The organism is Archangium gephyra (assembly GCF_042230915.1).
In the GTDB taxonomy this organism is placed as follows: Bacteria; Myxococcota; Myxococcia; order Myxococcales; family Myxococcaceae; genus Archangium; species Archangium gephyra_B.
Genome location: NZ_CP102578.1, coordinates 9686078 through 9709033, shown reverse-complemented (window position 1 = coordinate 9709033; position 22956 = coordinate 9686078). Strand labels below are relative to the sequence as shown.

The following is a 22956-nucleotide window of genomic DNA, read 5'->3' as shown; positions in this document are numbered from 1 at the left end:
ACCTCGCTGCGGACCCAGGGCCAGGACTCTTGCCGCAGCGCCAAAGCAAAAAATTTCCGTGGTCGAGTGTAGGGGACTCAGGTGGAGGGGTAAACTTCGCAACCACGGATTCCGCCTGCCCGTTACCTCCGCGAGAGAGCGGCCTGGACGGATTCCTCCAGCTCCGGAACGCCCCGGCCGTAGCGCTGCCGGAGGGCCTCCTCGAAGGGAGCGCCCTGGCCCACCTCGCGGATGAGCTCGAGCAGCCGGGCGGGCCCTCCCTCCTTCAGCAGCTCGCGGACGGCCACGGCCGAGGTCCCATAGGCCAGGGCCGGGTCGCGCTGCTGGATGAGGGCGCCTCCGGCCATGTCCGACAGGCGCGGCAGTTGCCCGGACTGGGCGGCGGCGCGCATGCGGGTGGCCAGGGCATGGGGCGGCTTGTCGCTGCCCAGGTAGCGCCATTCCACGTACTCGGCAAGGCCCTCGTTGAGCCAGATGGGGACGCGCTGGCCACCCTCGGCGGCGCGCACCAGGTCATCCACCACGGCGTGCACGTACTCGTGGACGAGCGTGGCCTTGGTCTGCTGGGTGAGCTCGGCGGCGTCGTTGATGCGGATGGCGCCGTCCGAGTACAGCCCGGCCACCATGCGCGCCAGGGCCGAGCCCTGGTGGGTGCGGAACTCCTCGCGGGTGTAGAGGACGACGTCCACGGGGGCCTCGCGCGCCTCGCCCAGCACCTGGCGGGTGTGGAAGTGGGCCTCGTCGAGCGCGGAGACGATGCGGCCCTCGTACTCGGCGCGCTGGCCGAAGTCGCGCGCGTTGTTGAAGTACTTCACGACGAAGCGGCTGTTGGAGCGGGTGCGCATCCCGTCCGAGGCCACGCCGGACTCGTAGGAGAGGCCGGTGGAGGCCGTGCCGGAGGCGGGCTGGACGGAGCCCTTGGTGTCCTCGGTCTCGCCGGTGAAGCGCCGCTCGATGGCGCGGGCCTGGGCGAGGGCCGCGCTCTCCTCGCTGGAGGCGCTGCGGGCCTTCTGCATGAGCGCGCGGGCCTTGGCCGCCTCGGGCGAGCGCGGCGGCACCTTGCCCAGCGCCGCGAGGGCGCCCTGGGGATCCTTGTCCTCGAGCAGGAGCCGGCCCAGCTCCAGGCCGAAGTGGCCGTCCTTGGGGAAGTGCTCCAGGCCGCGGCGCAGGGAGTCCTCGGCGGTGCCGCGCTGATCGGTGGCGAGCGCGGTGCGGGCGAGGCAGCGCAGGCCCGGGGCCGTCTCGTCGAAGAGCACGGCGCGCTCACCGAGCGAGTACGCCATCACGGCATCGGAGCTGGCGAGGGCCTCGCAGCCCTTGAGGAGCGAGGCGGCGATGGTGCGGCGGTCGGGCGGGGGATAGCCCTTGGGGTCCACGGCGGACCAGGCGAGGTAGAGGTCCTCCCAGGCCCGTTGGGCCGCGAGCTTCTGGGCCTGCGCGGGCGTGGGCGGATTGGAGGACAGCAGGGCGAGGAGGAGCAGGGCGCGCATGGCCGGCAAGTATCGCCGAGCCCCCGCTCCGAAATGAAATCAGCTCTCTTCCGAGACCTGCCAGCCCTTCTGTCCCAGGCCGCCGATCAGCTCCTCGATGTGGCCACGGCCGCGCGTCTCCAGCGTCACCTCCACGGCCACCTCACCCAGGCCCGCCTTCGAGAAGGCGCGGTTGTGGTAGATCTCCACCACGTTGGCGCCCGCCTGGGCGATCTCCGCCGTGAGCCGCGCGAGCATCCCCGGCCGGTCCGGCATGCGCACCACCAGCCGCACCAGCCGCCCGTCCTTCACCAGGCCGCGCTCGATGATGCGGCTGACGAGGTTGACGTCGATATTGCCGCCGGACAGCAGCAGCACCACCTTGCGTCCGCGCGCCGAGGGAATCTTCCCGTGGATGAGCGCCGCCAGGCCCACCGCGCCCGCGCCCTCCACCACCGACTTCTCCCGCTCCAGCAGCAGCAGGATGGCGTTGGCGATCTCCTCCTCGTCCACCGTGACGATGTCGTCCACGTAGCGGCGGATCATCTCGAAGGTGTAGTCGCCCGGGCGCTTCACCGAGATGCCGTCCGCGATGGTGGTGCCCGCCGGCAGCTCCACCAGCTTGCCCGCGTCGATGGAGGCCTTCATGCTCGCGATGGCCGAGGCCTGCACGCCAATCACCTTGATGCGCGGGTTGGTCTCCTTGAGCGCGCACGCCACGCCGGAGATGAGCCCGCCGCCGCCAATGGGCACCACCACCATGTCCATGTACGGGCACTGCTCGAGCAGCTCCAGGCCGATGGTGCCCTGGCCCGCGATGATGAGCGGATCATTGAAGGGGTGGACGAAGACGCGGTTCTCCTTGTCCTGGATGCGCAGCGCCTCGGCGTAGGCCTCGTCGAAGTTGGCGCCGTGCAGCACCACCCGCGCGCCGTACGCACGCGTGCGCGTCACCTTGATGAGCGGGGTGCGCTCGGGCATGACGATGGTGGTGTTCACCCCCTGGCGGCCCGCGTGGTAGGCGAGCCCCTGCGCATGATTGCCCGCCGAGGCGGCGATGACGCCCCGGTTGCGCTCGTCCGGTGTCAGGGTGAGCAGCTTGTTGAGCGCTCCCCGCTCCTTGAAGGCCCCCGTGCGCTGCAGGTTCTCCAGCTTGCAGTTGAGCGTCGCGCAGTCCGTGAGCTCCTTGAACTGCTCCGACTTGGGGCACGGCGAGCGGTAGACGGCTTCACCGATGCGCTGCTGGGCGTCTTCGATTTGCTGGAGCGTGACCATGTGCTTGTGAGGCGCTGATAACCGATGCGCCGCCGGGGCGAAAGGGGAGGGCGCCTCGGGCCGCCGGTTGCCCGGCTGCCCTGTCAGATGCCGCGCAGCACCGTGGCCTTGCCCACGCGGCCGATCGCCAGGATGAATGCCGCGGTGCGCAACGTCACCTTGCGCGAGCGCGCCAGCTGCGCCACCCGGTCGTACGCCTCCTTCATCGTCCGCTCCAGCTCGGCGTTCACCCGGTCCTCCTCCCACGAGAGGTGCTGCAGGTTCTGCACCCACTCGTAGTAGCTGACCGTCACACCGCCCGCGTTGGCGAGGATGTCCGGCACCACCAGCACGCCGCGCTTGTCCAGAAGCTCATCCGCCTCGGGGTCCGTCGGGCCGTTGGCGCCCTCGATGATGAGCCGCGCGCGCACATGGTTGGCGTTGTTGCGGTTCAAAGCATGACCGAGCGCGGCGGGGATGAGCACGTCGCAGTCGGAGACGAGCACGTCCTCGCTGGCGCAGGCCTGGCCGCCGCCGAAGCCGGTGACGGTGCCGGTGCGCTTCACGTGCTCGAAGAGGCCGGGGATGTCCAGGCCCGCTTGGTTGTACACGCCGCCGTACACGTCCGACACGGCCACCACCACGCCACCGTCCTGCCACATCAGCTGCGCGGTGTGACTGCCCACGTTGCCGAAGCCCTGGATGGCGAAGCGCGTGCCCTTCATGGGCATGCCCGCGTCGCGGAGGATTTCCCGGGTGATGTAGAGCAGGCCGCGCCCGGTGGCCGAGTCACGGCCCTTGGTGCCGTAGAGCTCGGCGGGCTTGCCGGTGACGATGGCCGGCGAGTGCCCGTGGAAGCGCGAGTACTGGTCCATGATCCACGCCATCACCTGGGGGTTGGTGTTGACGTCGGGGGCGGCGATGTCGCGGGTGGGACCAATGACGTCCTGAATCTGGTCCACGTACTTGCGGGTGAGCCGCTCCACTTCCTTCATGGAGAGCTGGGTGGGGTCCACCGCGATGCCGCCCTTGGCGCCGCCGTAGGGCAGGTTCACCACGGCCGTCTTCCACGTCATCAACGAGGCGAGCGCCACGCACTCGTCCTGGGTGATGGTGGGGTGGTAGCGCAGGCCGCCCTTCATGGGGCCGCGGCTGTTGTCGTGCTGGGTGCGGTAGCCGGTGAAGGTACGGATCTCCCCGTTGTCCAGCTCGATGGAGACCTGGACCTTGACCTCGCGCAGGGGGGTGGCGAGCAGCGTCTCGATGCGCTCGCCCACGTCCATGATGCGCGCGGCCTTGCGGAAGTAGTAGTGAATCCCTTCGAGGGCGTGCATGGCCGGGGTGCTCTCCTGGGCGAGACCTTAACAGATGGGGTGCGCTAGCATGGGTTGGCGATGCGCTCCAGTTCCCCGCCAGCCCAGGATGCGAGCGGGCACCTGCAAGGGCTCGCGCGGCGGATTCGCGGCCTGCGCGAGCGGCGGGGCCTGACGCAGGAGGAGTTCGCCGAGCGCAGTGGAATCTCGGTGAGCTTCGCCTCGCTGCTGGAGCGGGGCGAGCGCAGCCCCAGCTACGAGACGCTGGTGCAGGTGGCGGGGGCGCTGGGCGTCCCCCTGGCGGAGCTCTTCCGGGTGGAGGAGGACGAGGCGGCGGGGGCGCACCGGCTGGTGGAGTTCGCCCGGGCGCACCAGCTGACGCGGACGGAGGTGGATCGGCTGCTGGCGGTGGCCGAGGCCATGTTCACCGGGCGCGCGCCTGGAGAGCTACCCGCGGAGGAATCGCCGCGCTGCAAGGAGCCGGACTGTGGCAAGCCGGTGCTGGCCCGGGAGCTGTGTGTCGCGCACTACCACCGGGCGCGCCGGGCGAAGCCCCCCTCTCCCTAGCTCCGGGGCGTGGCGCGGGCACACGCGGCCGCTCGCTCGAGCAGCAGCTGGCGCTCGCGTGCGTTGCGGGTGAGCGAGGCCGCACGCTCGAACTCCGCACGGGCCTCGTCGAGCCGTCCGAGCTTCGCGAGCAGGTCGCCGCGCACGCTCGGCAGGAGGTGGTAGCCCTCGAGCGCGCCCTCCGCGTCCAGCGCATCGACGAGCTCGAGACCCGCCACGGGACCCGATGCCATCCCGACGGCGACCGCGCGATTCAGCTCCACGACGGGAGAGGACGTGAGCTCGGCGAGCTCCGCGTAGAGCGCCGCGATGCGGGCCCAGTCCGTCTGCTCCGGCGTGAGCGCTCGTGCGTGACAGGCGGCGATCGCGGCCTGCAACGCATAGGGACCCCGCTCTCCCCCGAGCTTCTCGGCACGCTCCAGCGCCGCGAGGCCCCGGTGGATGAGGAGGCGATCCCAGCGCGCACGGTTCTGCTCCATCAACAGGACGGGCTCTCCCGACGGGCCCACCCGCGCTCTCAGCCGCGAGGCCTGGAGCTCCATCAGCGCGACGAGGCCGTGGACCTCCGGCTCCTCCGGAGCGAGCCCGGCCAGGATGCGGCCCAGGCGAAGCGCGTCCTCGCAGAGCGCGGGCCGGACCCAGTCGGCACCGGCCGTCGCCGAGTAGCCCTCGTTGAAGATGAGGTAGAGGACCTCGAGCACCGAGGACAGCCGGGCGGTGAGCTCCTCCCCACGTGGGACCTCGAAGGGGACGCGCGCCTCGGAGAGGGTCCGCTTGGCCCGGACGATGCGCTGGGCCACGGTCGGCTCCGGGACGAGGAACGCCCGGGCAATCTCCTCCGTCGTCAGGCCTCCGAGCAGGCGCAGCGTGAGCGCCACGCGCGCCTCGGTCGAGAGCACCGGGTGACAGGAGATGAGGATGAGGCGCAGGAGGTCGTCGCCGACGTCATTGTCGATGGCCGTTTCGAGGTCCGGCGCCCGCTCCGTTTCCAGCTCGTGACCGAGCTCCTCGTGCTTGCGCTCGAGCAGCTTGTTGCGGCGGAACTGGTCGATCGCCCGGCGCTTCGCGGTGGCCATGAGCCAGGCACCCGGCTTGTCCGGGACACCTGACGTGGGCCACTGCTCGAGCGCGGCGACGAGCGCGTCCTGCGCGAGCTCCTCGGCGAGCCCGACGTCACGCACGAACCGCGTGAGTCCGGCGATGAGCCGGGCCGACTCGATTCTCCAGACCGCGTGGATCGCCCGATGCGTCTCGGTAGCCGTCACGGCGGCCGATCAGAGCACCTCCGGCCGCCAGTGCAAGGCTGGGAGACACTCCAGCTACTTCTTCGCGGCCTTCGCGGCCAACTCCGCGGCCAGACGCTCCTCCGCCTCCCGGAGCTCGGGCGTGAGCTCGGGTCCGAAGTCATCCGCCTCGAACACCCGGCGGATCTCGATCTCGCTGTCCGTGAGCATGGGGTTGGGGCAGCGCTTGACCCACTCGATCGCCTCTTCCATCGACTTCACCTGCCACATCCAGAAGCCGGCGACCAACTCCTTGGTCTCGGTGAAGGGCCCGTCGATAACTGTCCGCTTGGGGCCGGAGAACCGGACGCGCGCGCCCTTGGAGCTCGGGTGCAGCCCCTCGCCCGCGAGCATGATGCCGGCCTTCACCAGCTCCTCGTTGTACTTCCCCATCTCGGTCAGCATCTCCGTGCTCGGCATGACGCCCGCTTCGCTGTCCTTCGTGGCCTTGACCAGAACCATGACCTTCATCGCCGTCTCTCCTTCGTGGGTGGATGCCGGGGTTTCTCCCGGGCTCTTACCCTGACGTCGAACGAGGGCTGGCGAGATCGACACGGGATTTTCGATGATTTTCGAGTGCCTCCAAGTGCCCGGATTTCCAGGCCGGAGCTCACCCGTTCCAGATGGCTTCCACCCGGGCGCGCACCAGGCGGCGGCCCTCGGCGAAGCCCGGCAGGGCGCGCAGGGGGGCGAGCGCGGGGCAGCGGTCCGTCCACTCCAGGTCGATGAGCGCCGTCTCGGCCGCGCGCAGGAAGTGCTCCAGGGCCTTCTCCGGGTGGCCGGTGAGGCAGAGCTGCTCGGTGGCGAGCTGGCGCAGGAACGAGGCGAAGCGCGGGCTCAGGGGCCGGGAGAGCAACTCCGCCAGGGGGGCGAGCGAGTCGAGGGGCTCCATCTCGCCGAGCACGGCGGCGGCATAGCGGACGCCCGTCCGGGCGGGGCCGAGCGTCTCGTCCTCCAGCGCGCGTTTGACCTGCCGGACGTCCTCCAGGTCCCCCGTCCAGGCGGAGACGCGCAGGCGGAGCATCAGCCAGGGGACGCGGTAGGTGCCGAACGTGGCGAGCTGCTCGCTGACCTTGCGGTAGTCCTCCATGCGTCCACGCAGGGCGCTGCAGCGGGCGAGCTCGAACAGGCTGAAGCCCAACCGCGAGTCGAGCTCACTGGCCCGCCGCAGGTGGACGAGGCCCTCGTCGGCGCGTCCGGCCTCGCACTGGAGGCTGCCGAGGAACTGCATCGCCAACGGGAAGGTGGGGGCGGCCTCGAGCGAGGCGCGCGAGGCGAGCACGGCCTTGCGCCAGTCTCCCTCCTGCGAGGCGAGCATGCCCCGGACCAGGTGCGTCTCGGCCATCTGCGGGGCGCGCTGCTCGAGGCGCGCGATGCTGTCGCGGGCCAGGGTCTCCCAGTTGCGCTGGGGATTGGCTCCGCCCACGTACCAGGCCCTCAGGGCGAAGATGGTATGGAGCGCCAGCGCGGGGTGGAAGTCCGGCGCGAGCGCGATGCAGTGCTCCAGCCAGCCGAGCGTGACGTCCGGGGCGTAGTTGGGCGTGTAGCCCTGGCGGAAGGACTGCTGGTAGAGGGCGAGCGCCTCGGGCGGCAGGGTGTCCCGGTGGGTGGCGAGGCGCAGCTCGAGGCGCAGCGACTCGGCGATGCGCGGGCCCAACCGGTCCTGCAGCTCGAAGGCGTCCGGGGAGGAGTCCTCGAAGCGGCCGCTCCACAGCTGGGTGCCGTGGGCCGTCTCCACGAGGCGGATGGAGACGCGGGCCGTGGTGCCCGAGGCCTGCACCGTGCCGTCGACGAGGAAGCCCACGCCCAGCTCGCGGCCCACGGTGCGGGGCTCGCGCTCGGTGCGGAAGCGCGCGGTGGCGCCGCTGCCGGACACGCGGAGGCCCCGGGTGCGGGACAGCACGTCGATGAGCCCCTCGGTGAGCCCCTCGCCGAGGTGCTCCCGCTCGGGGGCGCCCTGGAAGCGGAAGGGGAGGATGGCCAGGCCCAGCTCACCGGTGACGGTGAGGGCCCCGGAGGAGCGCACGGGCGTGGGTGTTTCCCGAGGCGGGGCCGGAGGCGTTGCCAGCGTGGGGGCCACCGCGAGCGTGGGCATCTGCTCGCCCAGCCCCTCCAGCCACGCGCGCAACGCCTGCGCGAGCTGCAGGGCACTGGCGGGGCGCTCCTCGGGCTCCCGGGCGAGGCAGTGCAGCACGAGTCCGGCGAGCGCGTCCGGCACGGCCGTCTTCGCGCGCGGGTCCGGCGGGGGCTGGCGCAGGCGGGCGAAGGCGACGGCCATGGGCGAGTCCCCGGAGAAGGGCATCGCCGCGGTGAGCATCTCGTAGAGCATCAACCCCACGGCGTAGAGGTCGGCGCGCGCGTCCACCTCGCCGCTGGAGAGCTGCTCGGGCGCCATGTACATGGGCGTGCCGGCGGTGCCCTGGGTGGTGCGGGCGGCCTCGTCCACCAGGGCCCGGGCGATGCCGAAGTCGGTGAGGACGACGCGCCCGCCCTTCTCGACGAGGACGTTGGCCGGCTTGAGATCGCGGTGCACCACTCCGGCGGCGTGGGCGGCGGCGAGCCCCTCGCACACGTCCAGGGCGATGCGGGCGGCCCGGACGGGAGCCAGCGGCCCCTCTCGCGCGAGGAGCGAGCGCAGGTCCTGGCCCTCGACGTACTCCATGGTGAGGTAGTTCTGCCCGGCGTGCTCGCCCAGGTCGTGCATGCGCGCCACATGGGGGTGGGCGATGCGGCGGGCCAGGCGGACCTCGCGGCGGAAGCGCTCGAGTGCGTCCGAGCCGGGCTCCTTGCCCAGCTCCAACGTCTTGAGGGCCACCACGTCGCCGACGAGCACGTCGCGCGCCCGGTACACGTGGCCCATGCCCCCGCGGCCGATGAGCGCCTCGAGGGCGTAGCGCCCGGCGAAGAGCTCCGGGGAGGACTTCGGATCCGGGGAACCAGTGGCCTCCGGCCGACGCTCGAGGGTCAGCACGGTGGCGGAGCTGTCGGGGGGAGGGGAGGAGCTGTCGTCGGACACGGCGGAGCGAGTCTAATCGCCTTCAGCCAGGTCCGCGAAGGAGGCCATTTCCCCTCTCCCACCGGGAGAGGGACGGGGTGAGGGTGCCACGGGCCCCGGGTTGAACCCGCGGCCCACCGTGAGCCACGGGTTGGAAAACGGGGGCGGATACCCTCACCCCCGCCCTCTCCCGGGGGGCGAGGGAGTTACCGGCGCCGGGCCCGCTCGAGCTTCAGCGTCTTCTCGCCGTGCTGCTTGCCGTTGAGGGCCTCGAAGGCGGCCACGTCCTCGTCGGCGACGAAGACGTACGAGTACGTGGGCTTGAGCTCCACGCGCTGCACCTTGCCGGCCGGCGCCCCCATCGACTCGAGGGTGCTGGTGACGGCGGCCTCGTCCTGCACCACGTCGCGGCCCAGGCCCACCCACAGGCGCGCCTGGCCGGGCACCTCGGGGGACTCGGTGCGCTCGGTGCGCTCACGGCGGGGCGGACGCTCGCGGGTGCCGCGAGGCCGGTGCTTGTCCACCTTCAGCGCCTTCTCGCCGTGCTGCTTGCCGGTGAGGGCCTCGAAGGCCTCGGCCTCGCTCTCGGGCACGTAGGCGTAGCCGTAGGCGGGGCGGAGCACCGCCTTGTTCACCTTGCCCGCGGGGGCGCCAGCGGCCTCCAGGGCGGCGATGAACTTCGCCTCGTCCAGGCCGTCGTCCATGCCGAGGTTGAACTTCAGCTTCACCTCGCCGGGGCCGGCGTCGGGAGAGGGCGGCGGCCGGTTCGGATCGCGCTCGCCGCGCGGCCGGCTCTTCTCCACCTTCAGCGTCTTGTCCTTGTACGTCTTGCCGGTGAGGGCCTCGAAGCCCGCCAGGTCCTGCTCGGAGATGAAGACGTAGGAGAAGCCGGGCTTGAGGTCGGCACGCACCACCTTGTTGGCGGGGGCACCCGCCTCTTCCAGGGCGGTGACGATGCTGCCGGGCCCCAGGCCATCCTCGGTGCCCAGGTTGACCCACAGCTTCGCCTCGCCGGGGCCGGCCTCGAAGGACGCGGGGCCGCGCTCGCTCCGCTCGGGACGATCCCTGCGGCGCTTGTCGCCACGCTCTCCCCGCTCGCCGCGCTCACGCGACTCGCCGGACGGCTCCGCACGGGACTCCCGGCGCTCCTCGCGGCGCGGCGGCCTGTCCCGATCCCTGTCGCGGTCGCGGGGACGCTCGCGCTCCCGGTCCTTGCGGCGGCTCTCGGGCTTCGCCTCCTGCTCGGGGCGCTCGCCCTGCTGGGCGGCCTGGGCCTTCTCCATGCGCAGGTGGCTGAAGAAGTACTTCAGCAGGAAGGCCATCAGGTCATCCGCGTCCGGCCGGGCCTTGAGCTGCGCGGCCAGGGGCAGGAAGCCCTCGAAGATGGAGCCGGAGGCGGCCTCGCGGATTTCGCGCACGTGGCGCTCGGCCCACAGGCGCATGGCCTCCTCGGGGGCGGGCATCTCGCGCTTCTCGAACTTGATGCCGTACTTCTTCTCCAGCGTGGTGTACGTGGCCAGCTCGCGGCCGGAGAAGAGGTTGATGGCGGTGCCCTTGTTGCCGATGCGGCCGGTGCGGCCCACCCGGTGCAGGTACACGGCGGGGTCCTCGGGCAGCGAGTAGTTGATGACGTACTCGAGGCCGGAGATGTCGATGCCGCGCGCCGCGATGTCGGTGGCCACCATGAAGGCCACTTCCCCGCGCTTCACCTTGCCCATCACCCGCTCGCGCTCCTTCTGCGGCAGATCCCCGTTGAGCAGGTCCGCGTCGAAGCCGTTGCGGTTGAGCACCGCCGTCACCAGGGCGGTGTCGTCGCGGGTGTTGCAGAAGATGATGGCGTTCTGGGGCTCCTCGGCCTCCAGCACGTAGATGAGGTTGCGCGGCTTGGGCAGCGCGTCCGACACGTCGTAGCGGATGTGGTGGATGTGCTCGACGGTGAAGACGTCGCCGGAGAGCAGCAGCGTCTCCGCGTTCGTCGTGTAGCGGGCAATCAGGTTCTGGATGTCCGTGGGGACGGTGGCGCTGAAGAGCAGCACCTGCCGGTCCTTGGGAAGACGGTCGAGGATGCGGGTGACTTCCTCGTAGAAGCCCTGGTTGAGCATCTCGTCGGCTTCATCCAGCACCGCGTGGGAGCAGCCCTCGAGCTTGAGGTTGCCGCGGTTGATGTGGTCGAACACCCGGCCGGGCGTGCCCACGATGATCTGCGTGCCCTCCTCGAGGGCGTCCTCCTGCTGCTTCATGGAGGCACCGCCGTAGATGGCGGCCACCTTGACGCCCTTGTGCTTGCCCAGGGCGGCCAGCTCCTCGGACACCTGGAGCGCCAGCTCGCGCGTGGGGCAGAGGATGAGGGCGCGCACCCGCTTGTCCTCGGCGGAGATCTTCTCCAGCAAGGGCAGGCCGAAGGCGGCCGTCTTGCCCGTGCCGGTCTTGCTGCGCACGATGAGATCCCTGCCCTGCATGACGGGGCCAAAGGCCTTGGCCTGGACAGGGGTGGGGTTGGTATAGCCACGGTCCGCGATGCCGCGACGGAGGGGCTCGGACAGGTTCAAGTCATCGAAGCTGACGTCCGCGACGTACTCGGCGGGGCGCGACAGGGCTTCGGCAGTGGTTTCCGGCTGCTCCGGAGATTGGTTGTCGCTCATCAAGCTTGGGGCATAACCCCTGCATTAGGCTCTGGCAACAATCGGCTTACTTTGCTTAAGGAACTCCTCATGGCGATTGGGAGGAAGAAGACGGGAGGAACGGGCTCGAAGACCCGGGCGAAGCGGCCCGCCGCTACCCCGCCCCCCGAGGAAGCCGAGGCCGAGGAGGCCGAATCCGCCGAGCCGGAACCGGACGCCCTGGAGCCCGCCCCCGAGGAGCTGGAAGAGGTGGAGGCCGAGGTGGAGGAGGTCCCCGGACCCCCCCGGGCGGCCCTGGTGAAGGCCGGGGAGACGGGGCTGGCCCGGACGGACCCCCTCCAGGCGTACATGAACGAGGTCCAGCGCCACCCCCTGCTCACCCGGGAGGAGGAGGTAGCGCTCGCCCGGCGCCTGCGCGACACGGGGGACGTCAAGGCGGCCTACCGCCTGGTGGCGGCCAACCTGCGGCTGGTGGTCAAGCTGGCCCACGAGTACCACCGCAACCCCCTGGCCCTGTTGGATCTGGTGCAGGAGGGCAACATCGGGCTGATGCAGGCGGTGAAGAAGTACGACCCCGAGCGCGGGGTGAAGCTCAGCTCCTACGCCGCATGGTGGATACGCGCCTACATCCTGCGCTACATCATGGACAACTGGAAGATGGTGAAGTTGGGGACGACGGAAGCCCAGCGGAAGCTCTTCTTCAAGCTGCGCCAGGAGCAGGACAAGTTGATGGCGCAGGGCTTCGAGGTGACGCCGAAGATGCTGGCCGAGCGCCTCAACGTCACCGAGCAGGACGTGGTGGAGATGGACCAGCGGCTGGGCCACGACGAGATGTCGCTGGACGCGCCGGTGGGAGGAGAGGACTCGTCGGCGACGCGGATGGACCGGTTCCTGCCGTCCTCGTCGGTGGGGGCCGAGGAGCGGCTGGGCAACGAGCAGCTCAAGCTGCTGTTCCGCGAGAAGATGCAGGAGTTCGCGAAGTCGCTCGAGGGCAAGGAGCGCTACATCTTCGAGAACCGGCTGATCGCCGACGAGCCGCTGACGCTCCAGGACATTGGAGACAAGTACGGGGTGAGCCGCGAGCGGGCGAGGCAGATCGAAGCGGCGCTCATCAACCGGATGCGCGAGTACATGCGCGAGCAGATTCCGGACTTCGACCTGGTGGCCAACCCCAAGGGGTGAGGGGGCCGGGCGGGCTCACTCCCTGCGCAGCAGGTAGAGCGCGTCCGCCTGATCATCGCTGATGAGCAGGGCGCCGTCGGCGGTGACGGCCACGTCCACGGGGCGGCCCCAGACGCTGCGGCCATCCGGCGCCACCCACCCGGTGACGAGGTCCAGCTGGGAGGTGGGCTGGCCCGCCGCCGTGTCCCAGGGGAAGTAGGCCACCTTGTAGCCGGTGCGCTGCGTGCGGTTCCACGAGCCGTGGTAGGCCACCACCACACCCGGGGAGTAGGGGGCGGGGAAGGCCGTGCCGGCGAGGAAGGTCAGGCCCAGCGGCGCCGAGTGCGCCTGGATGCCCTGGTCGAAGCGGTCCAGCTGGCCGCAGTCCACGGCGCCGCCGCGGTTGAAGTCGTAGTCACGGTCGAAGGGCATCTGCTCCAGTCCGGAGGGCGAGTCCGGGCTGGGGTTGCAGAAGGGCCAGCCGTACTGGCCTCCCTCACGCACGTGGGTGAGGGCCTCGGGGGGGTGGTTGTCCACGTACTCGGGAACCACCCGCCCGTACTGGCCGGTGCCGTCGTCATGCGGGTAGGGGATGTTGTCGCGCGCATTCACCGTCACCCAGAGGGTGTCCGTCCCTGGCACGAAGGCGAGGCCCTCGGCGTTGCGCAGGCCCTGGGCGAAGAGCTGTCCCGCGCCCCCGTCCGGCCCGTAGCGGTAGACGGTGGCGCGCTCGGGGGTGCTCTGGGTGTCGGAGAGGCACACGTTGCAGGTGGAGGCGATGGAGACGTAGAGGCGCCCCGCGGAGTCGACGGCGATGTTCTTCAACTCGTGCCCGTAGTTGCCGTTCAGCTCGGGCGAGCTCGCGTCCGGCAGCCCGTCCACGAGCACCTGGGCCTCCTGGCGCTGCGTCTCCCCGGCCACCCAGGGCGAGCGCGTCACCCGGTGTGTCTCGGAGACGTACACCGAGGTGGTGCCCCCGCGGGTGTGGAAGACGATGTCATGCGGGCGGCGCAGTCCGGTGGCCCAGTCGAACACCTCGGGCGTCTGCCCGGGCCGCGGCCGCACCAGCTTCACCGTGCCCTGGCCCGGCTGCGACACCAGCACGTCACCGTTGGGCGCGACGGCCATGAAGCGTGCCTCGTCCACCCGCGCGAAGACGGAGATGGAGAAGCCGGGCGGCACGGTGAGGGTTCGCGCCGAGTTGAAGGGGGCCGCGCGCAGGCCCTCGGGCACCGTCACCGGCACCTGCACGCTGGCGGCCGCAGGTGGCGGGGTGTCCGTCCCCGCGTCGGTGGGCTCGGGGCCCGTTCCGGAGTCGGCGGGGCCCTGGGGCGCGGAGCGGCAGCCCGAGGAGGACAACCACAGCAGCACGGCGGCGAAGAGGGGCCCTGGGCGCATGCCGCAAAGGCTAACGAGGCCCTTGGCGGGGCTCCACGTCCCTTCGCCGCTCCGTTGTCCACGCTACGAAGCCGGGCGGCTATTGCGCCGGAGCCGGCCCCGGAGGTGGCGGTCGAGGTAGTCCTCCAGCTCGGGGCTGCGCTCCCCGTTCGCGGCGGCGCGCAGGGCGTGCGCTCCGTCCACGGTGGCGAGCGCCTCCTCGAGGGACACCTCGCCCTCGGAGAGCGCGGAGAAGAGGTTGCAGTGGTAGCGGCGGCAGCCCTCGGGGCGCTGGGCGTAGGCGGTGCACGTGCGCCCCTCCAGCGCCGCGCAGCGCTGCGGGAGGATGGGCGTGCCGTCCTCGCGCTCCGTCACGGGCAGCCCCAGGGCCTTCAAGGGGCCGGCCTCGGTGGGCGTGAGCGGGACGTGGGTGAACAGGGTGCCGTCACAGCACATCCCGCAGTGCAGGCACAGGGTGGAGAGGGACATCGGGACACGGCTTCCGGGGAGCGAGGAGCCCCCTTGCTAGGGGTGAACGGCCTGCCAGGCAAGGGGCTCGCCGTGCGCCTCAGTCCTTCTTCGTCTCGCGGTAGTCGCGGAACGTCGCGACCTCCTCGACACGGGCGTCGGTATAACCCCAGTGCTCGACATCCACGTTGTACTGCCCCTTGGCGATCAACATTCCCCGGCAGAGCTTCTTCTTCTCGGGCTCGTTGTGCTGGTTGCGGGCGCGCTCGAGCAGCTCGTCCCAGACCCAGCGGGGCACGTGGTCGCGCTGGCCCGGGTAGCTGAAGCGGTAGAACGTCACGTGGGCCAGGAGCACCTCCCAGTACGGATCGAACCGGGCCATCAGGTGCTTCCAGTCCATCTGCTTGCCGCGGGCGAGGATGAGGTGGTTGATGTCGGTGCCGTCGAAGCGCTCGCGCTCGCAGACAAAGGCCTTGGACCAGATGATGTCCTCGGGGGGCGCCACCAGGATGGGCAGCCCGTGGATGACGCCCGGGTGGGCCTCGTCGATCCAGTGGTCATCCACGATGGCCACGCCGTTGCCCGAGCTGAAGATGAGATCGGCGAAGTACTCGTCGTTGGCGTAGGCCTTCGCGATCCACACGGGGTCATGCATCTTCGTCTCGAAGCCCATCCCGTGCAGGGCCTCCATGGCGCGCTCCACGTGCTCGCGCTTGAGGAAGAGGTCCAGGTCCTTGGTGTCGCGGTAGATGCCCGTATAGAGGTGGAGCGCGTAGGCGCCCGCGACCACGAAGGGAATCTCCGCGTTCTTGAGCGTGCTGAGCGCCAGCAGATGCGCGCCCCGCTCGATGGGAGGCCGCTGATCCGCCTGCATGGGCGGAGGCGCCTTGCTCGGTTTCGCCAAGGGGCCGGGAGAGTCCTGGCTGCTGCCCTGCCCCACAGTCGGATGGTCGGTCTCTTGAATGCTCATGGCACGCTCCCGGTGTCCTGGCAGGTAGGTTAGGGTCGGAGATCGCCGGGGGCAGGACGGCAAACGGTGCTCCAGCCCGCCCGGCTGCTCCCCAGACGAGGGGGGAATTCAGGCCGGGCTCGCCCAGAGCGCCATGCCCGGCTCCGAGCCATTCACCTGCCGCTCCGCGTGGCGGTAGGCGCGGGCCTTGCTCGGCGCATCCACCTTCATCTGCTCGCCGCGCGGGCCGTGGAGTTCCAGGTGGTAGCCCTGCTCCCGCTGGCCCTCGTGGGCGATGCTCCAGCCCGCCTGTTTGATGTGCTTCTTGCACACGCGCTCGCGTCCCTTCATGGTCGTCCCCTTTTTCCTTTGTCGCGGCCATGACGGCTCGCGTCACGAAGCTGGAGGATTCGTCCGCTCGGGCGTGGCGGCATGCTGTTCCCGGGACTTCAGGCTCGGATGCCCGCCCATCGGCCCGGCGCGCGGGAGTGCACGGATGCCAGGGGACGCCAGGGGGGAGCGCCTCTCGGCGTGTCCGCCGGGCCCTCCGGCATGAGGACCCGCCCTGCACGCGGGGGGAAGGGAGTCCCATGGTGAGGGGGACGAAGGGAGACGGCCATGGCACTTCCCAAACACCTGGACGATGCGGCTGACAGACTGCACGAAGCCTTCGCACGAATCGAGGACGCGCGCGCGAAGCCAACGAGCCCGGAGAGTCTGCATGAGTGGCTGGCCGCGCTCACGGACTACGCCCAGGCGTTGACGGACCTGCACGAGTTCGGCAACGAGTCGGTCCACGAGAAGCTGCACATGCTCGCGGGCCTGCTCAAGCTGAAGTCCTTCCCGGAGGAGCCCCTCCAGGAGCTCGAGCCCGAGGAGCCGCGGACGCCCTCGGGAGGCATCTGAGCGGCCCGCGTCACGCGCCGCGCCGTGCCGGCATGCCGCCGAACGGCCACTCGAAGCCGGGGTACCGGACGAGCTCCGGTGCCTTGCGGCCTTGCCATGCGAGGGCCTCGCCGGGGCGCATCAGCAGCGCCTGCGGGCCGTGCCCCACCTGCCGGCGCACCTGCTTCAACCGCTCGGGGTAGGGGTCCGCGTCGGGGTTCTCGTCCAGGGTGCTGGCGCCGCTCACCGGCTCGCCGGGATAGCCCGGGTAGCGCGGGCCCATGCCCTCACGCCAGTACCAGGGCGCGCCTCCGTCCGCGCAGGGCACCACGTAGCGCGCGCCGAGCAGCTCGCCATAGTGCAGCGCCTCCTCCGGCCCGGCCATGAGCTGCTGCGGCTTCACGAGCGACTCCACGGGCACGTCCACGAGGTAGGCGTCCAGCGTGGTGTAGCCGAAGAAGAGCGGCTCGAGCCGGAAGCCGCGCACCCCGCAGAAGAGCACGTCCACGGGGGCCTCCTTCCGCAGCGCGCGGCAGACGGTGCGCATGTCCCCGCGCACGTCGTGTCCGGCATCGGCGAAGAAGGCCGCGGAGAAGCCCGGCGCGCGCACCAGCCAGGTGTTCCCCTCGTTGAAGAGGTCCGGGTAGAGGCCCTCACCGTCGGTGGGCTGCTCGCCATGGAAGGGCAGGGCGCGCACGGTGATGTCGCCCACGAGCCGCTCTTCGCCCCAGCGCAGCGCCTCGACGCGGGTGTAGCCGAGCTGCTTCAGCCGCAGCACGCAGTCGGTGGAGAAGAGGCTCTCGCGCTCCACCGCCGGCACGAAGATGCGCGTGTCGCTCGGCAGCTGCAGCAGCGAGCCCAGGTGGAAGTGGTCCCCGTGCGAGTGGGTGATGACGACCGCGTCCACCCGGCCGATGTCGCGCGGCTGCATGGGCGGGTAGTCTGGCCGGTCGAGCTGGCTGGCGGCACGGAAATAGGGGTCCACCAGGACGCGCGCCTGGGGGCTCGACACCAGCACGGTGTTGTGGCCCACGAAGAGGGCGCCGGGGGCGGGCACCTCCACGGGGCCCTCGTGGCGCACCAGCCAGCCGGCGCTGGACATGTCCGCGAGCAACTCGCCCACCGCGGGCACGGCCGAGAGGGCGCGCAGCTCGGCGCGGGTGGCTCCGCGCGCCAGCGAGGCGAAGAGCTCGGCGAGGGCGGGCCACTCGCGGGCCTTCACGGGAAAGTCGAGCCCCAGCTCCTCCTGGCGCAGGTGGAGGATGCGAGGCTTGTGGCGCGTCGCGTCGGGGAACAGCACTTCATGACGCAGTGGGCGACGGCCACCGCGCCGCCGGCCCTCGTCGCAGAGCGCGGCATAACCGGGCGTCTCCTCCAACCAGCGCACGAGGGCCTTCGCCTCGCGCAGGGAGCGCTCCGGGCCCAGCTGGGCGAGCCGCTGTTTGAGAGGGACATGGGCCTGACGCACGGGCCGTGCGGTGGGGCCCTGGATGCTGCAACCCAGGTCCTCATGGTGCTCCGCCTCGGTGCGCGCCGAGGCGAGGACGGCGAGGCTGACGCCACGATGGAGGGTGAGCCGCATGGGACTGCTGCTAGCAGGGGGGCGGCTCGGCTGGCCAGCGCATTCACCGGACTGCTTGCCCGCTCCGGTGCTTTCCGATGATGCTCCGCGCGCGACGACCGGGACTGCATGCCGGAGGGGGGAGGCTGGCGCCGGCGTGCTCTACATTCCCGTCATTCTAGTGGAGGGGGAGATGAACAGTTTTCTCAGGACGGTTCCCGTCATGGTGGCGGGGTTCCTCCTGCTGGGTGCGGCGGGACTGGAGGGCGAACAGCCCGTGAGTCCTTACAGGCACTACGACAGCAACGCCTTCATCCACGGCAACTTCAAGCCCTTCTTCCAGAAGCAGTGGAAGGCGCGGCTTTCGCAGGAGCCCCAGCCCGGTCCGGGAGGCGAGCCGGGGGTATCGCCGCTGCTGCTGCCGCTCTCGGTGTCCTCGTTCCGCATGGTGACCGACCCCGTCATGCCCAAGCGGCTCTCCGAGCGGGTGCGGGAGCTTGATTCCGACCAGCGCAAGGCGCTCGAGCCCGCCTTGCAGCAACTCCTCCAGGCGTACGATCAACTGCTGGATCAGCAGGATCAGCCGCAGCTGAAGCGGAACCTCGCCGGGGCCTTCAACTACTTCTTCATGTCCTCCTACTACGCGCTCAAGAACGGCCAGGAGCTGAGCGGCCCGCAGCAGCAGTCCATGTTGGTGCAGATCAACGCCGCCATCGCCATGGGCCTCAAGGAGCGGCGCTTGTCGGATAGTGACAAGCAGGAGCTATACGAGTCGGTGGTGCTCTCGGGCTCCCTCATCCTCGGGCTCTACAACGAGGGGCGTGACAAGGGGCGTCCGGAGCTGCAGAAGGAGGCGCGCGAGCTGGCGAAGGAGTTGCTGGAGCAGACGATGGGCATCCGCATCGACAAGGTGCGCCTCGACGGCGATTCCGTGTGGATCGACTGAGGAGGGACTCCCTCAGGCCCGCGGGTGGAAGGCGAACGCGCCGTAGCCAACGACCTCGCTCTTGCCGCCGGCGGTGTCGCCCGAGCTGCGCAGGTCGAGCAACTCGGCGCTCAAGCCCCGGCGCCGTGCCACGAGCAACAGCCCGTTGATGGCCGCGGCGCCGCACGCGCGATCCTCCTCGAGCGGCCCGTCGAGCTGGAGGATATGGTCGGCCGTCTCGCGATCCACCCGCCGGGCGATGTCATAGGGCAGGTAGTGCGACAGGTCGGAGCTGATGATGGGCAGCACGTCCTGCGTCCAGAGCGCCTCGAGCACCTCGGCCACCTCCTCGGGCCGTGCGGAGCCCACCACGAGGGGGAGCACGTCGAAGTCGCCCAGCACGCGCTGGAGGAAGGGCAGCTGCACCTCGAGCGAGTGCTCCTTGCGGTGGGCGAGCACGGAGGCGGCGACGTGGCGCGTGGCCTCGGCCCGCTCGCGCAGGGCCTCATCGATGGGCACGTCTCCGAGTGGCGTGCGCAGGGCCTCGGCGTCGGGGTGGGCCAGCCCGTTCATCAGCACGAAGTGACAGGGCCCGAGCAGCAGCACATGCCGCACCTTGCCCTTCAGCCCGCGCAGGCAGGCATAGGCGCTCGCGGCCACCGGGCCCGAGTAGATGTAGCCGGCATGGGGGACGATGAGCGCCGCTGGGGACGGAGGCGGACAGGCGGGGGCCTGCTCCAACCACTGATCCACCTGGCTGGCGAGGAGGGGAGCGGTGGCGGGGTAGAACGAACCCGCCACCGCGGGAGCGCGAACGCGATCGGCCATGACCCTTTAGGGGTAGGGCCGCCGCGCGCTCAGCGCCAGGGGCGCGAGATGACGCAGGCGTTGATGCCGCCCACGCCCATGGAGAGCTTGCCAGCACAGCCCTGGGGCACGGCCACCGCCTTGTCGAAGACATAGCGGGGGTGCACGCGGCCGATCTCCTTGTTGAGCTCGCCCTCGGACAGCGGGGTGGGGAACACCTGGCCCCGGGCGTAGCCGAGGTACTGGGCCGTCAGTTCCCAGCCGCCGCCAGCACCCATGCCGTGGCCGAAGGTGCCCTTGCGCGCCGTCACCAGCACCGTCTCCGGCAGGATCGAGTGCAGCGTCTCCATCTCCAGGTAGTCGCCCGGGGTGGCGGTGGCGTGCAGATCCCAGCTGCCAATCTCGGACGGCTCCACGCCCGCCTTGCGCAGGGCCTCGTGGATGGCCACGACGGGGCCCTCCTTCGAGGGCGTGATGATGTGGTCCGCGTCTGCGGTGACGCCCACGGTGAGGGGCTCCATGCCCAGCGGCTTGAAGCCCTTGGCGCTGAAGTGCTCCAGGTCACCCAGAATCCACACCACCGAGCCGCCGGCCACGTGCGTGCCGCGCAGCTGCGTGAGCGGCTTGGACACGGCGCCGTCCGCGCTCACCACGCGCGCGTTGTAGAAGCCACCCACCGTGAGCGGGTGCGGGGGCGGATCCGTCATGCCCAGCACCACCGCCTTCGCATCGCCGCTGGTGATGGCGTCGAGCGCCAGCTTCAGCCCATAGCCGAACGAGGAGCACGCCGCCACCGGCGCGAACGTCATGCCGGTGATCCGCCCCATCATCGAGATCTGCGAGGCGGGGGTGTTGTGGATGTTCCAGAGAATCTCGGACGGCACCGCGTTCCACGGCGGCTCGGGGGCGCCCCACTTCTTCTGCAGGCGCTGGTTGCGCGTCCGCTTCTCCTTGATGACGGCCAGCTTGGCGGCCTCCACGTTGCCGCCCTCGACGCCCAGGCCTTCAATCTCCTTCTGCTCGGCGAGGTACTCGCGCAGCTCGGGAGACTGGCCGGCCCAGAAGTGCCACCAGGCCTCCTCGGCCTCGTCCCGGTCCGCCTCGTCCACGGTGGAGGGCTCGGGGGGCAGGCCGGGCATCGGCTCGCGCGTCTCCAGCCAGCGGCGCAGCGTGCTGTTGCGCTCGGGGGACGACCAGAAGCGGTCCCACTTCCGCTGGGCGCGGTGCAGGTTCAGCGTGATGTCGTGGATGGTCGGCAGGTCCCCCAGACCGGTGCCCACGTACACGTGGGAGCGGGCCCCCAGCGCCTGCAGCTCCTGCTCCAGGCCGGGGTTCTGGGCCAGCGACTGGATGAAGGCGCCGATCGCCATCTTGGTCGGCATGCCCATCTTCTTCTCGAGCTGGGCGAAGCGCGTGGCGGGGAAGCGGGCGTCGACCCAGGGCTTGTACTCCGCGAAGTCGAAGTCCGGGTTGCCGACGAGGAAGTTGTCCGGACCGAAGCCGTTGAAGGGAGAGAGCCAGCTCTCCGACGACGCGAGGTTCTTCTCGAAGGCCTCGATGTTCCGGGACCGGGGAGCGACCACTCCCCAGCCGAAGATTCCGACTCTGCGCACGTTGTTACCTCTGATTCCTGGTTCGCCGCTGGCCCGCGAGCAACCGGTTACAGCGGCTCGATCTTCAGGTTGTCGAAGAAGAGCTGGGCCTCCCAGCTGGAGAACCCGAAGCGGTCGTGACCTTTTCCCTCGAGCGGCAGGGGGTCATCGAACTCCATGAAGGGCTTTCCATCGATGGACCAGCGTAACAGCGAGCCCCTGCGCTCGATACGCCAGTGATAGGTCCGGCCGATCTCCACCGGATAGGGCCGCGCCTCCACCCGCATGTGCGTGTTCTCGCGGAACACACCCGTCTCCACCAGGCCCGAGCCCTTGCCGCCATTGCGCTCGGCCACCTGCCGGGCCTCGCGCTGGAGCGCGCTCAGCGGGGCGCCGTGCTCGTCCAGCCGCGCGATGATGGACAGCGAGTTGTTCCACCCGCCGTGAATGAGGATGTACCCGGAGGCGTGGTCCGTGCCGTCGCCGAAGATCTCCGCCTTGATGTCGCCTTCCGGGGACTGGGAGCGCACGTCGAACTCGACGGCGACGTCGCGCGGCAGCTTCGCCTGGAGCCAGAGCGGGTTGTTCTTCACGCCGGGGGACAGCAACTGCCCGTCCACCACGCGCCAGTGGCCGCCGGTGGAGAAGAAGTCGCGCTGCACCACGCCCGGGTCCGAGAAGTCCTGGCTGTAGGGAACGGAGGCGGTGGTGGCGGGATCGCCCCGGAAGAGGGCGTAGTGGATGAGGGGGAACTGGATGGCGAGGATGACGGCGGCGAGCACCGCCCAGCCCCGGCCCGAGAGCCCCTCGGGCTTCTTCCAGGCGACGGTGGCCCCGGTGTCCGCGGTGGGAGCGCCATCGGTCTCGGGGCTCCGCGGCTCCCGGTTCTCGAGGTTCTTCTCCTTGCGTCTGGCCTGGCCCATCGCTGTCGCTCGTCCCGGGGGGGTAGGGGGGCGCGGACTGTATGCGCGGCCCCGGTGGAGGTAAAGGCTGCTGGCGGCTGGCTACCTGCCGCCCCGGGGGGCGCTCCAGCGCTTCTCGGTGGCCTTCAGCTCGGCCTGGCGCATCTTCAACCGCTGGCGCTCGGCGTGCTGGCGCTCCTCCTCCTCGGGCGAGGGCCGCACGGCGATCTGATAGACGCTGCCGGCGATGGCGAAGAGGCCCGCGGCGATGATGAGGCCCCAGGGCTGGCTGGCCATGGCGCTCACGAGCCCGCCGAACTGGTGCAGGGCCGCCATGGCGCCGAGCACGAGCAGCCAGCCGCCCATCATGGAGGCGATGATGGCGGACACGTGGCGGTGCAGCACCGCGGCGACGAGGCCGCCGAGGATGAGGCCGGGGGCGAAGCCGATGAGGAAGTCATTGGGCCCGGCGATCTGCCCGCCCAACAGGCCGATGGGGATGCCCACGCCCAGGTAGATGATGGCCGGGGGGAAGATGAAGCCCAGCACGGCGAGCACCGCGGCGGCGACGGTGGGCAGGCGCGGATCCGCGGCCACGCCGAACTTCGTGAGCAGCACGCCCGTCCAGCCCAGGCCGATGAGCATGCCCAGGGGCCCGGAGATGGCGCGGAAGGCCGACTTGCCGCCGCCGAAGAGCAGCAGCCCGAGCCCCAGCACGCAGCACACGATGCCGGCCCACATGGGCATCAACCGGTAGATGGCCACCCAGCCGGCGGGGTTGAACGACTGGTAGGCCTTGAGGGCTTCGAGGTACGAGTCCACGACGG

General features: G+C 70.6%; 20 protein-coding genes. 4 read left to right on the top strand and 16 right to left on the bottom strand.

Annotated features, from left to right (window positions below):
- Window positions 1-122 precede the first annotated feature (122 nt).
- The 3 genes from NR798_RS38180 to NR798_RS38170 form a co-directional block, all read right to left on the bottom strand.
- Window positions 123-1490, bottom strand: coding sequence for a peptidase MA family metallohydrolase (locus tag NR798_RS38180; protein WP_375767491.1), 1368 nt, complete (start codon window positions 1488-1490; stop codon window positions 123-125).
- Window positions 1491-1529: 39 nt separating this feature from the next.
- Window positions 1530-2744, bottom strand: coding sequence for a threonine ammonia-lyase (gene ilvA / locus NR798_RS38175; protein WP_375767490.1), 1215 nt, complete (start codon window positions 2742-2744; stop codon window positions 1530-1532).
- An 83-nt stretch (window positions 2745-2827) separates the two neighbouring features.
- A complete protein-coding gene (locus NR798_RS38170; protein WP_375767489.1) occupies window positions 2828-4057 on the bottom strand; it encodes a Glu/Leu/Phe/Val dehydrogenase in 1230 nt (409 codons plus the stop codon).
- Between the two features lie 60 nt (window positions 4058-4117).
- On the opposite strand from NR798_RS38170, the gene NR798_RS38165 reads away from it, so the two are divergent.
- Entirely contained in the window at window positions 4118-4603 is a 486-nt protein-coding gene (locus tag NR798_RS38165; RefSeq protein ID WP_375767488.1) for a helix-turn-helix domain-containing protein, read from the top strand.
- Here the strand turns inward: NR798_RS38165 and NR798_RS38160 are convergent.
- The 4 genes from NR798_RS38160 to NR798_RS38145 all read right to left on the bottom strand — a co-directional run bounded on the left by NR798_RS38160 (window position 4600) and on the right by NR798_RS38145 (window position 11523).
- Entirely contained in the window at window positions 4600-5868 is a 1269-nt protein-coding gene (locus NR798_RS38160; protein ID WP_375767487.1) for an RNA polymerase sigma factor, read from the bottom strand. The two genes, NR798_RS38165 and NR798_RS38160, sit on opposite strands and share 4 nt — an antisense overlap.
- 54 nt (window positions 5869-5922) lie before the next feature.
- Window positions 5923-6357, bottom strand: coding sequence for a YciI family protein (locus tag NR798_RS38155; protein WP_375767486.1), 435 nt, complete (start codon window positions 6355-6357; stop codon window positions 5923-5925).
- Window positions 6358-6496: 139 nt separating this feature from the next.
- Entirely contained in the window at window positions 6497-8902 is a 2406-nt protein-coding gene (locus tag NR798_RS38150; RefSeq protein ID WP_375767485.1) for a protein kinase, read from the bottom strand.
- A gap of 185 nt (window positions 8903-9087) precedes the next feature.
- The gene (locus NR798_RS38145; RefSeq protein WP_375767484.1) at window positions 9088-11523 is read right to left on the bottom strand and encodes a DEAD/DEAH box helicase; all 2436 of its coding nucleotides are present in this window, start codon (window positions 11521-11523) and stop codon (window positions 9088-9090) included.
- Between the two features lie 69 nt (window positions 11524-11592).
- On the opposite strand from NR798_RS38145, the gene NR798_RS38140 reads away from it, so the two are divergent.
- Window positions 11593-12684, top strand: a complete 1092-nt coding sequence (locus NR798_RS38140; protein ID WP_375767483.1) for an RNA polymerase sigma factor RpoD/SigA — start codon at window positions 11593-11595, stop codon at window positions 12682-12684.
- Window positions 12685-12699: 15 nt separating this feature from the next.
- Here the strand turns inward: NR798_RS38140 and NR798_RS38135 are convergent, their stop codons facing one another.
- The 4 genes from NR798_RS38135 to NR798_RS38120 form a co-directional block, all read right to left on the bottom strand.
- The gene (locus tag NR798_RS38135) at window positions 12700-14061 is read right to left on the bottom strand and encodes a PQQ-dependent sugar dehydrogenase (RefSeq protein ID WP_375767482.1); all 1362 of its coding nucleotides are present in this window, start codon (window positions 14059-14061) and stop codon (window positions 12700-12702) included.
- 63 nt (window positions 14062-14124) lie between these two features.
- On the bottom strand, window positions 14125-14529 hold the full coding sequence (locus NR798_RS38130) for a YkgJ family cysteine cluster protein (RefSeq protein WP_375767481.1): 405 nt from the start codon (window positions 14527-14529) through the stop codon (window positions 14125-14127).
- Window positions 14530-14608: 79 nt separating this feature from the next.
- Window positions 14609-15478 (bottom strand): nucleotidyltransferase, encoded by an 870-nt coding sequence (locus tag NR798_RS38125; protein WP_375767480.1) that lies wholly within the window; start codon window positions 15476-15478, stop codon window positions 14609-14611.
- A 108-nt stretch (window positions 15479-15586) separates the two neighbouring features.
- Entirely contained in the window at window positions 15587-15808 is a 222-nt protein-coding gene (locus tag NR798_RS38120) for a hypothetical protein (protein ID WP_375767479.1), read from the bottom strand.
- Between the two features lie 267 nt (window positions 15809-16075).
- Here NR798_RS38120 and NR798_RS38115 point away from each other — a divergent pair, with 267 nt between their 5' ends.
- On the top strand, window positions 16076-16363 hold the full coding sequence (locus NR798_RS38115; RefSeq protein WP_375767478.1) for a hypothetical protein: 288 nt from the start codon (window positions 16076-16078) through the stop codon (window positions 16361-16363).
- Window positions 16364-16373: 10 nt separating this feature from the next.
- Here NR798_RS38115 and NR798_RS38110 read toward each other — a convergent pair whose 3' ends face one another.
- Window positions 16374-17924 (bottom strand): MBL fold metallo-hydrolase, encoded by a 1551-nt coding sequence (locus NR798_RS38110; protein ID WP_375767477.1) that lies wholly within the window; start codon window positions 17922-17924, stop codon window positions 16374-16376.
- Between the two features lie 172 nt (window positions 17925-18096).
- Here NR798_RS38110 and NR798_RS38105 point away from each other — a divergent pair, with 172 nt between their 5' ends.
- Window positions 18097-18849: a DUF6683 family protein gene (locus NR798_RS38105; RefSeq protein WP_375767476.1), complete on the top strand. Its 753-nt coding sequence runs from the start codon at window positions 18097-18099 to the stop codon at window positions 18847-18849.
- Between the two features lie 12 nt (window positions 18850-18861).
- Here the strand turns inward: NR798_RS38105 and amrB are convergent, their stop codons facing one another.
- From amrB to NR798_RS38085, 4 genes are all read right to left on the bottom strand, one after another.
- On the bottom strand, window positions 18862-19656 hold the full coding sequence (gene amrB / locus NR798_RS38100; protein WP_375767475.1) for an AmmeMemoRadiSam system protein B: 795 nt from the start codon (window positions 19654-19656) through the stop codon (window positions 18862-18864).
- A 29-nt stretch (window positions 19657-19685) separates the two neighbouring features.
- On the bottom strand, window positions 19686-21248 hold the full coding sequence (locus NR798_RS38095) for a beta-ketoacyl synthase N-terminal-like domain-containing protein (protein ID WP_375767474.1): 1563 nt from the start codon (window positions 21246-21248) through the stop codon (window positions 19686-19688).
- Window positions 21249-21295: 47 nt separating this feature from the next.
- The gene (locus NR798_RS38090; RefSeq protein ID WP_375767473.1) at window positions 21296-22150 is read right to left on the bottom strand and encodes a hypothetical protein; all 855 of its coding nucleotides are present in this window, start codon (window positions 22148-22150) and stop codon (window positions 21296-21298) included.
- Window positions 22151-22231: 81 nt separating this feature from the next.
- Window positions 22232-22951 (bottom strand): hypothetical protein, encoded by a 720-nt coding sequence (locus NR798_RS38085; protein WP_375767472.1) that lies wholly within the window; start codon window positions 22949-22951, stop codon window positions 22232-22234.
- Window positions 22952-22956: the final 5 nt, after the last annotated feature.